This is a genomic window from Agromyces sp. CF514, assembly GCF_900113185.1.
GTDB lineage: Bacteria > Actinomycetota > Actinomycetes > Actinomycetales > Microbacteriaceae > Agromyces.
Genome location: NZ_FOZD01000001.1, coordinates 2,658,245 through 2,671,799 on the forward strand (window position 1 = coordinate 2,658,245; position 13,555 = coordinate 2,671,799).

Consider the following 13,555-nt stretch of genomic DNA (forward strand, 5'->3'; position numbering starts at 1 on the left):
ACCCTCCCGGCGTCGATATCCTTGGCGAATGGCCGTGCTTCCCATCCGCATCACCGGCGAACCGGTGCTCCACTCCCCCGCGCTCCCCGTCGAGACGATCGACGACGACATCCGCACGCTCGTGCGCGACCTGTACGAGACCATGGATGCCGCGCCCGGCGTCGGCCTCGCCGCCCCGCAGGTCGGGGTGCCGTTGCGGATCTTCACGTTCACGTGGGCCGACGAAGAGGCCGGCGCGTCGTGGCGCGGCGTCGCGATCAACCCCGAGCTGTGGATCACCCCGCTCGAGCCTGGGCACCCCGATCCCGACTTCGAGTCCGAGGGCTGCCTGTCGTTCCCGGGCGAACGGTTCCCGCTCCGGCGAGCCGAGCGCGCGATCCTCCGCGCGACCGACCTCGACGGCGAGCCGTTCGAGATCCAGGCCGAGGGGTGGCTCGCCCGCATCTTCCAGCACGAGTTCGACCACCTCGACGGCACGCTCTACACCGACCGGCTCACCGACAAGGAGCAGCGCATCGTCGCGAAGATCTGCCGCAAGGTCGGCTGGGGCGAGCCCGGCGTCTCGTGGATGCCCGGCGTCGACGACCTCGAGGGCTGAGCCGGTAGCAGGCTTCAGACTGCGGATGTCGCGCGCCGGCGCCGTTCGACGCGACGGCCGCCCGCGGCATCCGCTCTCCTGGTCGTTCAGGTGAACGCGCGGATGCCGGCGGCGACCGCCGCGGCCACGATGACGACGATCACGAACGGCACGCGCAGCGCGTAGAGCGCGGCGGCGACGACGACGGCCGGCACGCGGGCGTCGACCACGATCGCCTGGCCGGCGCCGAGCGTCTGCACGGCGATGAGCGCCGCGAGCAGCGCGACCGTGAGCAGGTCGGCGATGCGGGCGGGGCGCTCGCGCTCGAGGAACCCGGCGGGCACGACGTAGCCGCCGAGCTTCAGCGCGAGCGTCGCAGCCGACGCGATGAGGATCACGTGCCAGGTGGTCATGCCGGCCGCTTCCGGTCGAAGAGGTCGAACCAGCCCACGATCAGGGCGACCACGGCCGCGACGAGCACGGGCAGCCCGGGCACGAGCACGGGCGTCGCGATCGTCGCCACGACGGCAGCGCCGACCGCCACCGCCCCCGCCTGCACGCGCTTCAGTCGCGGCCAGAGCAGGCCGAGGAACGCCGCCGCGGCGGCCGCGTCGAGCCCCCACGCACGCGTGTCGCCCAACGCGTCGCCGATGAGCGCTCCGACGAGCGTGGTGATGTTCCAGCCGACGAACACGATCGCGCCCGTCAGCCAGAACCCGAGCCGCGCCGAGCGCTCCTCGGACTGCGCGAGCGCAACGGCCGTGGACTCGTCGATGGTGATCCAGGCAGCGGCGACACGTCGCACGGGGCCGCCGCGGTCGACGAGCGGCTTCATGCGCATGCCGTAGACGACGTTGCGCACGCCGAGCAGGGTGGCCGCGGCGATCGCCGGGCCCGCGGATGCCGCGCCACCGCCAGCGAGCACGCCGATGAGCGCGAACTGCGAGCCGCCCGTGAACATCACGAGGCTGAGGAACATCGTCTGCCAGACGTCGAGGCCGGATGCCACGGACAGCGCCCCGAACGAGATGCCGTAGGCGGCGGTCGCGAGCCCGACCGAGAGCGAGTCGCGCACGACGGCGTTCCTGGGACCGGCCGCGGATGCGGACACGCTTGCGGGTCCGGTCTCGGCGGCGGCTCCGGCGTCGGCTCCTGCGGGTCCGGTCTCGGCGGCGGCTCCGGCCGCGTCGTCGGCGCGATCGTCGTGCACGTGCGCCTCCCGCGACTCGGACCGGACGACCCGTTCGACCGGCGCGGTGTCGACGACGGCCAGCCGAAACGACACCTCGCGTAAGCCTAGGGCAGGTCCGCAATCGCCCGAGCAGGCCGCCCGTAGGCTGCTGGCATGACCCACCGCGTGTTCTCGTACGGCACCCTCCGCCAGCCCGACGTGCAGGCGGCGCTCTACGGACGGGCGGTGCCCACGATCGCCGACACGCTTCCGGGGTACCGGCTCGATTGGATCCGGATCACGGATGCCGCGGTCATCGCCACGAGCGGATCGGACCGTCATCCCATCCTCCGCCGAGGAGCCCGACACGACGTCGTCGAGGGCGCGTACCTCGAGCTGGACGACGTCGACCTCGCGGCGACGGACGCGTACGAGGTCGACGACTACGTGCGAACGCCGGTCGTGCTCGGATCGGGCCGCGACGCCTGGGCGTACCTCGCGGCGGATGTCTCGCGCTGAGCACGCCGCCTGAGGACGCGTCGCGGAAACGAAGAGGCCCCGCATCCTGACGGATGCGGGGCCTCGCTGGCTCCCCCACTTGGACTCGAACCAAGAACCTACCGGTTAACAGCCGATTGCTCTGCCAATTGAGCTATGGAGGATCATTTCTGCGTTTCGCAGCGGATTCACTCTAGCAAGAAGCGGGCGTCTCACCAATTCGAGAGACCCTCGACAATGCGCAGGTCGTGGATCCGCGGCGGACTCCCTGACCAGACGTGATTTCACCCTAGCCTTCTCACCTGAACGCCGGCTGGTCTCCGGAGGCTTCGTCCGTCGACCGACCACTGGTCGGAGCGATCAGTAGCCGGCGTGCAGGTCGACGCGACCGACCCAGTCGCCCTCGCCGAGGAACGCCGCCGTGTTCGCCGCCACGCGCTCCGCGAAGAGCGGCACGGTCATGGCCTCGGTGTCGGCCACATGCGGCGTGATGAGGGCGTTGTCGAGCCCCCAGAGCGGATGCAGCGGCGGCAGGGGTTCGGGATCCGTCACGTCGAGCCCCGCTCCCCCGAGCCGCCCGCTCCCGAGCTCGGCGACGAGCGCATCCGTGTCGACGAGGCCGCCCCGGGCGATGTTCACGAGGAATGCGCCGTCGGGCAGCAACGCGAGCTCCGGCGCGCCGATCATGCCGCGCGTGCGTTCGGTGAGCGCGGCGGCAAGGACCACGAGGTCGGCGTCGACGAGCACCTCGTGCAGGTCGGCATCCGTCACCGTGCGTGCAGCACCCTCGACGGGCTCCGCGCGGCGGCGCACGACGGTCGCGTGCACGCCGAACGGCGCCAGCAGGCGCAGGAGCTCCTCGGTGATGCCGCCGCCGCCGACGATCACGACGCGCATGCCGAAGAGGCTCCGCCCCCGCTCGTCGGCCTCCCACGCGGTCGCGCGGGCCCGACGCGGCACCTCGCGGAGCACGCTCAGGGCGAGCATGAGCGCGTGCTCGGCGACCGGGCGCGCGTACGAGCCCTTGGCACTCGTCCAGACCCGTCCGTCGTCGCGGTATCGAGCCAGGATGCCGGCGAACGCATCGACGCCCGCCCACGGCAGCTGCACCCATTCGACCTGCGGATGCCGCGTCAGCGCGTCTTCGAGCTCGCCCGCCCCCGAGGCGGCGACCCAGACGAGCCCGCGCGTGCGCACGCCGAGCGGCACGACCTCGCCGCCCGCCCGGCGCACTGCGGCGACGACGGACGGGTCGGCGTGCGGGAGCACCGACACGGCGCCGACCAGCGGCGCCGCGCCACCGGCATCCGTCACCGGCCCAGGCCGCCGTCGAGCTCGTCGATGATCGCGTGCCCGTCGTCGAGCGCGCCCGCGAGGGCCGCGACGTACGGGTGGCTCGGGTCGTGGAACACCTCGTCGATCGTGCCGATCGCGGCGAGGCTGCCGCGATCGAGCACGGCGATGCGGTCGGCGGTGCTGCGCAGCACGGGCAGGTCGTGGCTGATGAGCAGCGCCGAGAACCGCTGCCGCTCGCGCAGCTCGCCGATGAGCTGGGCGACGGCGTCGCGCACGGTCAGGTCGATGCCCGCCGTGGGCTCGTCGGCGATGAGCACCGACGGGCCGAGTACGAGCGCCCGGGCGAGCGCGACGCGCTGTCGCTGCCCGCCGCTCAGCTCGTAGGGGTACTTCTGCAGGTAGCCCAGCGGCAGCCGCACGCTGTCGAGCATCGTCGCGACCCGGGTCTCGAGGGCGCGCCGGTTGTAGCGGCGATCACGCTCGAGGATCGGCTCGGCGATGATCTCGGCGACGCTGCGATCGGCGGCGAGGCGCGACCCCGCGTCTTGGGCGAGGTAGCCGACGTGGAACTGCAGCTCGGGCAGCTTGCGCTTCGGGAGCCCGCGCAGCCGGTGCCCCAGCACGGAGGCGTCGCCGCCCGTGATGACCGGCCGCGCGTCGGCCGACCGCGGATCGAAGGCCGCGCCCGAGAGCACCTTCGCGAGCGTGCTCTTGCCGCTGCCGGCGCTGCCGAGCAGTCCGACGACCTCGCCGGGCGCGATCGTCAGGCTGAGGCCGTGCAGGGCGACGTGCGCGGGGCTCGGCCCTTTCGCCGGGTACTCGAGCGAGAGATCGCTGACGACGATCGGGTAGCCGTGTTCGGCGGGCGCCATCAGTCCGCCTCTCGAAGACGCCGGAGCTGCTCGCGTCGTTCGGCCTGCGCGACCGGGTCGGGCACCGGCAACGACGCGAGCAGGCGTTGCGTGTACGGCTGCTGCGGCGACCCCAGCACCTCGGTGCCCGTGCCCTCCTCGACGAGCCTGCCGTGGTAGAGCACCGCGATGCGGTCGGCGAGGATGTCGACGACCGCGAGGTCGTGGCTGATGAACAGCGAGGCGAACCCGAACTCGCGCTGCAACTCGGCGAACAGCTCGAGCACACGCGCCTGGACGGAGACGTCGAGCGCCGACGTCGGTTCGTCGGCGATGAGCAGTTCGGGTTCGAGCGCGAGCGAGCGTGCGAGGCTCGCGCGCTGACGCTGGCCGCCCGAGAGCTCGTGCGGGTAGCGGTCGCCGTACGCCCGCGGCAGCTGCACGGCCTCGAGCAGCTCGTCGACGCGGTGCCTGGCGTTTCGCGCGTCGCGCGCCCGACCGTGGATGATGAGCGGCTCCGCCACGCACTCGGCGATCGTGAGCAACGGGTTGAAGCTCGACGCCGGGTCTTGGAAGACGAAGCCGATGCGGCTGCGCAGCGGCCGGAACTCGCGCTCGCGGATGCCGTTCATCTCGGCGCCGAGCACGCTGAGCGAGCCACCGGTGACCTTCGTCAGCCCCGCGATCGCGCGCCCGATCGTCGTCTTGCCCGAGCCGGACTCGCCCACGAGCCCGAGCACCTCGCCCGGACGGATGACGAGGTCGACGCCCTGCACGGCGCGGAAGCCGGATCGGCCGAACCTGCCCGGGTACTCGATCTCGAGCCCGGTCGCCTGCACGACGGGCGTCTGCTCGGCCCAGCCCTCGGGGCGGGCGGCGGCACGCGCCTCGGCGCGCACCGTTCCGTGTCCGACGAAGGGCACCGCGGCGAGCAGCGCCTTGGTGTAGTCCCGCTGCGGGTTCGCGAACAGCTGGTCGACCGGCGCCTGCTCGATGAGGTTGCCCTGGTACATGACGGCGACCCGGTCGGCCAGGTCGGCCACCACGCCCATGTTGTGCGTGATGAGCACGATCGCCGCGCCGAACTCGTCGCGGCACCGACGCAGCAGGTCGAGGATCTCGGCCTGCACCGTGACATCCAGCGCGGTCGTCGGCTCGTCGGCCACGATGAGGCCGGGCTCCAGCACGAGTGCCATCGCGATGACGATGCGCTGCTTCTGCCCGCCTGAGAACTGGTGCGGGAAGTGGTCGATGCGTTCGGCCGGGTCGGGGATGCCGACGCGGCCGAGGATCTCGATGGCCTTCGCCCGCGCATCGGCCTTGGAGATCTCGCCGTGCGCACGCAGGCCCTCGATGATCTGCCAGCCGACCGTGTACACCGGGTTCAATGCGGTCGACGGCTCCTGGAACACCATCGCGACGTCGGTGCCGCGGATGTCGCGGAGTCGCTGCTTCGACACCGAGATGACGTCGTTCTCGTGCGTGCCCGCCCGGTTGGAGAGCACGACGGCGCCGCTGGTCGTGGCGGTCTCGGGCAGGAGCCCGAGGATCGTCTTGGCGGTCACGGTCTTGCCGCTGCCCGACTCGCCGACGATGGCGAGCACCTCGCCGCGCTTCACGGTGAGCGACACGTCGTCGACGGCCTTCACCGCACCGGCGTCGGTCGCGAACGAGACGCCGAGGTTCCTGATGTCGACCACCGTGCTCATGACTTGACCTCGATTCCGTGCTCGTCGAACGTCTCCCCGTCTTCGAGGCCCGCAAGGCCTCCGGGACCGGCGGACAGGGTGCCGCCGGGGACGACGGAGGTCTCGGCGACCTGGCCGGCCGCCTTCGCCACTCGGCGGCGGCCGCGCAGGCGCGGGTCGGCGAGGTCGTTGAGGCTCTCGCCGACGAGCGTGATGCCCAGCACGGTGAACACGATCGCGAGGCCCGGGAACAGCGCGGTCCACCAGATGCCGCTCGTGACGTCGGACTGCGCCTTGTTGAGGTCGTAGCCCCACTCGGCGGCCGCGGTCGGCTCGATGCCGAAGCCGAGGAAGCCGAGTCCGGCCATCGTGAGGATCGCCTCGGACGAGTTCAGCGTGATGATGAGCGGCAGCGTGCGGGTGGCGTTGCGGAGCACGTGCCGGAACACGATGCGCGAGTTCGACGCGCCGAGCACCTTCGCGGACTCGACGTAGGCCTCGGCCTTGATGCGCACGGTCTCGGCGCGGATGACCCGGAAGTACTGCGGGATGAAGACGACCGTGATCGAGCCGGCCGCGGCGAGGACGCCGCCCCACAGGTCGGACTGGCCGCCCGAGATGACGATCGACAGCACGATCGCGAGCAGCAGCGACGGGAACGCGTAGATCGCGTCGCACACGACGACGAGCACGCGGTCGAGCCAGCCGCCGAAGTAGCCGGAGTACAGGCCGAGCGCGACGCCGATGAAGATCGAGAGCAGCACGGCGACGACGATCACGAGGATCGCGGTCTGGGTACCCCAGATGACGCGGGAGAGCACGTCGTAGCCGCCCACCGTCGTGCCGAACGGGTGCTCGATCGACGGCGGCTGCTGCGTACCGAACGAGACGCCGTCCTCCTTGCGCTGGGCGAACCCGTACGGCGCGAACACCGGCGCGAGGAAGGCCGACAGGATGAACACGGCCATCATGACGAGGCCGGCCACGAGCATGCCCCGCTGGAGGCCGACGCTCTGGCGGAGCTGGTGCACGACCGGCAGGCGGTCGCGAAGCCGGCGCTTCGGCACCGGAGGGACGGACGTCGCGGAAGTCGCGGTCATCTCAGAACCTCACCCTCGGGTCGATGAACGCGGCGATGATGTCCACGATGAAGTTGGTGAGCGCCACGATGATCGCGAGCAGCACCACGATGCCCTGCACGGCCACGAAGTCGCGCGACTCGAGGAACTCGGCCAGCGCGAAGCCGAGGCCCTTCCATTCGAAGGTCGTCTCGGTGAGCACGGCGCCCGCGAGCAGCAGGGCGATCTGGAGGCCGATGACCGTGATGATCGGGATCAGCGCCGGCCGGTAGGCGTGCTTGCGCAGCAGTCGCGACTCGGCGACGCCGCGTGAACGGGCGGCATCCACGTAGTCGGTCGAGAGCGTGCCGATGACGTTGGTGCGCACGAGACGGAGGAAGATGCCGGCGGTCAGGAGACCGAGCGCGATCGAAGGCAGGACGGCGTGGGCGAGCACGTCGCCGAGCACCGCCGGATCGCCCGTCATGAGGGCGTCGATCGTGTAGAAGCCGGTCTTGTTCGGCAGCGTCTGCAACTGCAGTTCTGCGCCCACGCTGGCGCGACCCGCGACCGGCAGCCACTTGAGCCAGACCGCGAAGATGAGCTTCAGCAGCAGGCCCGCGAAGAAGATGGGGATCGCGTACCAGAAGATCGCGAGCACCCGGAAGAACGCGTCGGGCGCCTTGTCGCGGTAGTACGCGGCGGCGAGGCCGAGCGGGATGCCGACGCAGAACGCGACGATGAGCGAGTAGAACACCAGCTCGAAGGTCGCCGGGCCGTACGTCGCGAGCACCTCGACCACCGGACGGTTCGTCGTGACCGTCGTTCCGAGGTCGAAGACGGCGATGCGGCCCAGGTACTCGAGGTACTGGATCAGCAGCGGACGGTCGTACCCGGCGGCGGCGCGCAGCTCTGCGAGCGCCTCGGGGCTCAGGCGTCCGCCCTGCGCCGCCGTGATCGGATCACCGGTCGTGCGCATCAGGAAGAACACGAGCGTGACGAGGATGAAGATCGTCGGGAAGATCAGCAGGAAGCGGACCAGCAGGTAGCGGGCGAAGCCGCCGCCCTGCGCCTTGGGCTTGGGGCGCGGGATCGCCGGCCCCTCCGCGGTGGAGAGGGTGTTGACAGTGCTCATGGATTCCTCAGGGGTACAGGGGAACGGGGACGACCCGCTGGTGCAGGTCGTCCCCGTCGAAGAGCTTCAACCGAGCCTAGACGGTCGGATCAGCCCTTCGAAAGCGCCGCGTAGCGGAACTTGAACGAGGCGTCGAGGGTGTCTTCGGTACCCTCGACATCCGCACCGACGACCGCGACCTGCGCGCCCTGCATGTACGGGATCGTGGACAGGTCGGCCGCGACCTTGTCCTGGATCTCGCCGATGAGCTCGGCACGCGCAGCCGGGTCGGCCGTGACGGCCTGCTCGAGGATGAGGTCGTTCACCTCGGGGTTGTCGTAGTGGTTGGCGAGGAAGTTCTCCTTGAGGAAGAACGGCGTCAGGTAGTTGTCGGCGTCGGAGTAGTCGGGGAACCAACCGAGCTGGTAGGCCGGGTAGAGGTCCGCGACGCGGTCCTTCGAGTACTGCACCCACTCGGTCGACTGCAGGTCGACGGTGAACAGGCCGCTCTCCTCGAGGTTCTCCTTGATGATCGCGTACTCGTCGCTCGACGACGGTCCGTAGCGTTCGGCCACGTACTGGATCGAGATGTCGAGCGGCGTCGTGACGCCGGCCGCTTCGAGCGTGGCCGCGGCCTTGTCGGCGTCGGGTGCGCCGTTGCCGTCGCCGTAGAGGCCCTTGAGGGCCTCGTTGGCACCGGTCAGGCCCTCGGGAACGTACGAGTACAGCGGGGTGAAGGTGCCCTTGTACACGTCTTCCGAGATCGCGTCGCGGTCGATGAGGTCGGCGATCGCCTGGCGGACGGCGAGCGCCTTGGCCGGGTCGGCCTCGGGGGTCGTCGCACCGAACGGCATGGTGTTGAAGTTGAAGACCAGGTAGCGGATCTCGCCGCCGGGGCCGTCGACGACCTTCACCTTGTCGTTGCCGCGGAGGTCCTCGATGTCGGTCGCACTCAGGGTGCGGTTCGCGACGTCGATGTTGCCTTCCTGCACGTCGAGCTTCAGGTTCGAGGCATCCGTGTAGTACTTCACGTTGACCGTGTCGGTCTTCGCGGCACCCAGGAGGCCGTCGTAGTCGGCGTTCGCCTTGTACGAGATCAGGTTGTTGAAGTCGTAGCTCGTGATGACGTACTGGCCGGCGAACGCGTTGCCGGCGACGATGTCGTCGTCGCTGGTCAGCGAGTCGGCCGAGAAGACGTCCTCGTCGACGATCGGGCCGACCGGGCTCGACAGGATCTGCGGGAAGATCTGGTCGTTCTCGCTGAGCAGGTGGAAGACGACGGTCGTGTCGTCGACGGCCTCGGTGGACTCGAGGTTGTAGAGCAGCGACGACGGGCCGTTCTCGTCGGCGATCGCGGTCTGGCGGTCGAACGTGAACTTCACGTCGGAGGCCGTGAGGTCGTTGCCGTTGGCGAACTTCAGGCCCGACTTGAGCTTGACCGTGTACTCGGTCGGCGAGGTGAACTCGGCCGACTCCGCGATGTCGGGCTCGACGTCGGGGCTGCCGTACGGGGTGTTCAGCAGGAACGGGTACACCTGGTTCATCACGGCGAACGAGCCGTTGTCGTACGAGCCGGCCGGGTCGAGCGCGGTGACCTGCTCGGTCGTGCCGATGGTCAGCGTGCCGCCGGTCGAGTCGTCGCCGCCGGACGACGCGGTGCAACCGGCCAGCGCGAGCGCGGCGACCGAGACGCCGGCTGCCGCGATGAGCGTGCGGCGCCGGTTCGTGGATGCGGATGACATATCCGTCTACCTCTTCCTGTCAGGAAACGCGGGCGCGGAAGAACCGCGTCGCGTGTGCGTATTCCCTCAGAAGTAGCACAGGCATGCGCGCATGTCGCAGGGTCTGCAGATTTCGTGCCTGAATGTTTATCGTTCTGCAACGCGACCGTGATTGGCCGCGCACCTGCCCGGCGAGGGAACGCACCATCAGGAGTCGGCGTGGTACGCCGCGAACCCGACGTGCGCGCGGGTGCCGCTCAGTCGCCGCGAAGCGCTCGACGTTCGCGTTCGAGCTCGACGAGTCCGCGCTGGAGCGCCTGGAACGTCTCGGTGTCGGCCCGGTCGGTACGCTGCAGTCGCCCGAGCAGCTCGGACTTCTGCCGCAGCAGCTCGCGATCGATGAGCGCGCTCACGACCCCGCGCAGGTAGACCGTCAGTTCGGCGTTGCCGCGCTGCGGCACCGGCGCGACCGCCAACTGGTGCACGACCCCTTGGAACGGTGCGGGCACCTCGTCGACCACGCGATCGACGCGAACGACGGCATCGCCCGAGGCGAGCACGGAGGCCACGCCGTCGCGCACGACCGAGAGCGACGGGTTCGTGAAGCGGCAGTCGACCGCATGGCGCAACAGGTCGTCGCCGATCTCGGACGGGTACTGCAGCATGGCCTGCAGCGCGTCGCGCTCGAGCCGCGTCGCCGGGTCGCTCGGCAGGTCGACGATCGAGAACGGCCGCTCGGCGGCTTCGGGAACCTGCCGGCCCGAGTCGAGCGCGACCCGCGCGCCCTGCTGCTGCGCACCGCTGCCCCCGCCGTCACGAGGAGCGCCGTCGCGGCTCTGGGCGCCTTGGCCCTGGCCTCGCGACCCGGCGCCGTCGCGCGATCGCGACTGCGCCTGCCGAACGGCGCGTGTCGCCTCGGCGAGCTCGACGCCCAGCATGCGCGCGAGCTCGCGCGTGTAGCCCGGGCGCATCGCGGGATCGCGGATGTCGGCGATCACCGGAGCCGCGGCCCGCAACGCCGCGACCCGCCCCTCGACGGTCTCGAGGTCGTAGCGTTCGACGGTGTGCCTGAGCACGAATTCGAAGAGGGGTGTGCGGGATTCGACGAGCGACCGCACGGCGCCGTCGCCGCGCGCGAGGCGCAGGTCGCACGGGTCGAGCCCGTCGGGGGCGACCGCGACGAAGGTCTGCGCGGCGAACCGCTGCTCCTCGGCGAACGCGCGCATCGCGGCCTGCTGGCCCGCGGCGTCGCCGTCGAACGTGAAGACGACCTCACCCACGCCGGAGTCGTCGCCGAGCACGCGCCGCAGCACCTTGATGTGGTCGACGCCGAACGACGTGCCGCACGTCGCGATCGCCGTCGTGACTCCGGCGAGGTGGCACGCCATGACGTCGGTGTACCCCTCGACCACGACGACGCGGTGCGACTTCGAGATCTCGCGCTTGGCGAGGTCGAGGCCGTAGAGCACCTGTGCCTTGTGGTAGATCGCGGTCTCGGGGGTGTTCAGGTACTTCGGGCCCTTGTCGTCGTCGAGCAGGCGCCGCGCGCCGAATCCGACGGTCTGGCCGGTGACGTCGCGGATGGGCCAGACGAGCCGCCCTCGGAACCGGTCGTAGACGCCACGGTCGCCCTGCGACACGAGCCCCGCTGCGCTCAGCTCTTCGGTCGAGAAGCCGCGGCCCTTGAGGTGATTCGTCAGCGTGTCCCAGCTCTTCGGCGCGAAGCCGACGCCGAACCGCCGCGCAGCTTCGGCGTCGAAGCCGCGCTCGCCGAGGAAGCGACGGCCGACCTCGGCCTCTGCCGAGCCGAGCTGTTCGACGAAGAACTCGGATGCGGCCTGGTTCGCGGCCAGCAGGCGGGCACGGTTGCCGTGGTCGCTCGCCTGACCGCCGTCTTCGTAGTGGAGCTCGTAGCCGAGCCGGCCCGCGAGGCGCTCGACGGCCTCGGTGAACGAGACGTGGTCCATGCGCTGGAGGAACGTGTACGCGTCACCCGACTCGCCGCAGCCGAAGCAGTGGTAGTACCCGAGCGCGGGTCGCACGTGGAAGCTCGGGCTGCGCTCGTCGTGGAAGGGACAGAGGCCCTTCATCGAGCCGACGCCGGCCGACTTCAGGCTGACATGGTCGCCGACGATATCGGCGATGTTCGTTCGGGCCTTCACCTCATCGACGTCACTCTGTCGAATACGGCCGGCCATGGCTCTCATCCTAGATCGCCGAGAGCGAGGTGCGGCCGGTTCGGGCGGACCGGCACCCGGACCGGGACGCCGACGGGGAGGTGCGTCGGTCGACAGGTCTCGACCGACGCCGGTCGAGACGCGTCACCGACGCACGAGGCGCTCGTGCCAAGCCAGCGCGGACTGGTCGGTCAGGCTCGCGACCTGGTCGACGACCACACGTCGGCGGGCGGTGTCGTCTGACGCGGCGGCCCAGTCTTCGGCGAACCCGGGGTCGAGGTCGCGGGCCTCGGTCTCGAGCAGGGTGTCGGCGAGCTCGATGAGCACCTCGCGCTGCTGCGTGTAGATCGGCTGCCGACTGTTGCGCGACATCACGAACGCCGCGACGATGCCCTTGAGCACGGCGATCTCGGCCTGCACCTCGCGGGGCACGACGACGTCGGCGTCGAAGCGGATGAGGCTCGCGAGCGGGAACGCCGAGCGCGTCGCCTCGGTCGCCGCCCTCGCGAACCGGCCGATGAGCTGGCTCGTGAGGTTCTTCAGCTGCGCCTGGTCGCGTCGGCTGCCGCTCCAGGAGTCCATCCAGCCGTCGAGAGAGTCGAGTCGGTCGAACGCCGCGATGAGCTCGTCGTGCGAGTAGGCGCCGCCGATCCACTCGTACATCGACGTGACGAGGGCGTCGTGGTCGACGCGCTCGCCGAGGGTCTCGACGTCGAGGTAGCCGTTGACGATCGCGTCTTCGAAGTCGTGCACCGAGTAGGCGATGTCGTCGGAGAGGTCCATGACCTGGGCCTCGATGCAGAGCCGCCGCTCGGGCGCGCCGCGGCGGAGCCAGGTGAAGACGTCGAGGTCGTCGCGGTAGAAGCCGAACTTGGCACGGCCGCTCGGGTCGGCGACCGAGGTCGCCTCGGGCCACGGGTACTTGCAGCTCGCGTCGAGGCTGGCGCGTGTCAGGTTGAGGCCGTAGCCGCGCCCCTCGCCGTCGAAGACCTTGGGCTCGAGCCGGGTGAGGATGCGAAGGGTCTGCGCGTTGCCCTCGAAGCCGCCGATGTCGGCCGCCCAGATGTTGAGCGCCTTCTCGCCGTTGTGGCCGAACGGCGGATGGCCGAGGTCGTGCGCGAGGCACGCCGTGTCGACGACGTCGGGGTCGAGCCCCAGCGACGACGCGAGCTCGCGCCCGACCTGCGCCACCTCGAGCGAGTGCGTCAGGCGGTTGCGCGCGAAGTCGAGGCCCGCGGTCGGGCTCAGCACCTGCGTCTTCGCTGCGAGTCGGCGCAGGGCGCTCGAATGCAGCAGTCGCGCGCGGTCGCGCGCGAAGTCGCTGCGGCGGTTGGTGTGCTCTTCAGGCAGGAGGCGCTCGGTGTCGACGTCGTGGTAGCCGCCGAACAGTCGCTCGGATGCCAC

12 protein-coding genes and 1 tRNA gene are annotated in these 13,555 nt (G+C 70.5%); 2 read left to right on the forward strand and 11 right to left on the reverse strand.

Annotation, left to right across the window (positions count from 1 at the left end; all coding sequences use genetic code 11):
- Positions 1–28: 28 nt before the first annotated feature.
- Positions 29–598, forward strand: a complete 570-nt coding sequence (gene def, locus BM342_RS11880; RefSeq protein WP_092965956.1) for a peptide deformylase — start codon at positions 29–31, stop codon at positions 596–598.
- Positions 599–684: 86 nt separating this feature from the next.
- Here the strand turns inward: def and BM342_RS11885 are convergent, their stop codons facing one another.
- Entirely contained in the window at positions 685–990 is a 306-nt protein-coding gene (locus BM342_RS11885; protein ID WP_092965958.1) for an AzlD domain-containing protein, read from the reverse strand.
- Complete coding sequence (locus BM342_RS11890) at positions 987–1,688, reverse strand: AzlC family ABC transporter permease (protein WP_092966836.1); 702 nt, start codon at positions 1,686–1,688, stop codon at positions 987–989. The genes BM342_RS11885 and BM342_RS11890 overlap by 4 nt, the downstream gene beginning before the upstream one ends.
- Before the next feature lie 234 nt (positions 1,689–1,922).
- Between BM342_RS11890 and BM342_RS11895 the strand changes: the two genes are divergently transcribed.
- Positions 1,923–2,267: a gamma-glutamylcyclotransferase family protein gene (locus BM342_RS11895; RefSeq protein ID WP_092965960.1), complete on the forward strand. Its 345-nt coding sequence runs from the start codon at positions 1,923–1,925 to the stop codon at positions 2,265–2,267.
- A gap of 67 nt (positions 2,268–2,334) precedes the next feature.
- Here BM342_RS11895 and BM342_RS11900 read toward each other — a convergent pair.
- From BM342_RS11900 to BM342_RS11940, 9 genes are all read right to left on the reverse strand, one after another.
- Positions 2,335–2,410: transfer RNA gene (locus tag BM342_RS11900), tRNA-Asn, on the reverse strand.
- Between the two features lie 196 nt (positions 2,411–2,606).
- Positions 2,607–3,560 (reverse strand): NAD(P)-dependent oxidoreductase, encoded by a 954-nt coding sequence (locus BM342_RS11905; protein WP_255368712.1) that lies wholly within the window; start codon positions 3,558–3,560, stop codon positions 2,607–2,609.
- Complete coding sequence (locus tag BM342_RS11910) at positions 3,557–4,414, reverse strand: ATP-binding cassette domain-containing protein (RefSeq protein WP_092965962.1); 858 nt, start codon at positions 4,412–4,414, stop codon at positions 3,557–3,559. The genes BM342_RS11905 and BM342_RS11910 overlap by 4 nt, the downstream gene beginning before the upstream one ends.
- Positions 4,414–6,102 carry an ABC transporter ATP-binding protein gene (locus BM342_RS11915; RefSeq protein ID WP_092965964.1) on the reverse strand — a complete coding sequence of 563 codons (1,689 nt, stop codon included), beginning with the start codon at positions 6,100–6,102 and terminating at the stop codon, positions 4,414–4,416. The genes BM342_RS11910 and BM342_RS11915 overlap by 1 nt, the downstream gene beginning before the upstream one ends.
- Positions 6,099–7,181: an ABC transporter permease gene (locus BM342_RS11920; RefSeq protein WP_092965966.1), complete on the reverse strand. Its 1,083-nt coding sequence runs from the start codon at positions 7,179–7,181 to the stop codon at positions 6,099–6,101. Before BM342_RS11920 ends, BM342_RS11915 begins: the two co-directional genes overlap by 4 nt.
- Before the next feature lies 1 nt (position 7,182).
- Complete coding sequence (locus BM342_RS11925) at positions 7,183–8,274, reverse strand: ABC transporter permease (RefSeq protein WP_092965968.1); 1,092 nt, start codon at positions 8,272–8,274, stop codon at positions 7,183–7,185.
- Positions 8,275–8,363: 89 nt separating this feature from the next.
- Positions 8,364–9,995 carry an ABC transporter substrate-binding protein gene (locus BM342_RS11930; RefSeq protein WP_092965970.1) on the reverse strand — a complete coding sequence of 544 codons (1,632 nt, stop codon included), beginning with the start codon at positions 9,993–9,995 and terminating at the stop codon, positions 8,364–8,366.
- A 236-nt stretch (positions 9,996–10,231) separates the two neighbouring features.
- Positions 10,232–12,172 (reverse strand): DNA primase, encoded by a 1,941-nt coding sequence (gene dnaG, locus BM342_RS11935; RefSeq protein WP_092965972.1) that lies wholly within the window; start codon positions 12,170–12,172, stop codon positions 10,232–10,234.
- 123 nt (positions 12,173–12,295) lie between these two features.
- The gene (locus tag BM342_RS11940; protein WP_092965974.1) at positions 12,296–13,555 is read right to left on the reverse strand and encodes a deoxyguanosinetriphosphate triphosphohydrolase; all 1,260 of its coding nucleotides are present in this window, start codon (positions 13,553–13,555) and stop codon (positions 12,296–12,298) included.

Coding starts and splice junctions, on each gene's coding strand:
- def (WP_092965956.1), top strand. CDS start 29: ATGGCCGTGCTTCCCATCCGCATCACCGGCGAACCGGTGCTCCACTCC.
- BM342_RS11885 (WP_092965958.1), bottom strand. CDS start 990: ATGACCACCTGGCACGTGATCCTCATCGCGTCGGCTGCGACGCTCGCG.
- BM342_RS11895 (WP_092965960.1), top strand. CDS start 1,923: ATGACCCACCGCGTGTTCTCGTACGGCACCCTCCGCCAGCCCGACGTG.
- BM342_RS11910 (WP_092965962.1), bottom strand. CDS start 4,414: ATGGCGCCCGCCGAACACGGCTACCCGATCGTCGTCAGCGATCTCTCG.
- BM342_RS11915 (WP_092965964.1), bottom strand. CDS start 6,102: ATGAGCACGGTGGTCGACATCAGGAACCTCGGCGTCTCGTTCGCGACC.
- BM342_RS11920 (WP_092965966.1), bottom strand. CDS start 7,181: ATGACCGCGACTTCCGCGACGTCCGTCCCTCCGGTGCCGAAGCGCCGG.
- BM342_RS11925 (WP_092965968.1), bottom strand. CDS start 8,274: ATGAGCACTGTCAACACCCTCTCCACCGCGGAGGGGCCGGCGATCCCG.
- BM342_RS11930 (WP_092965970.1), bottom strand. CDS start 9,995: ATGTCATCCGCATCCACGAACCGGCGCCGCACGCTCATCGCGGCAGCC.
- dnaG (WP_092965972.1), bottom strand. CDS start 12,172: ATGGCCGGCCGTATTCGACAGAGTGACGTCGATGAGGTGAAGGCCCGA.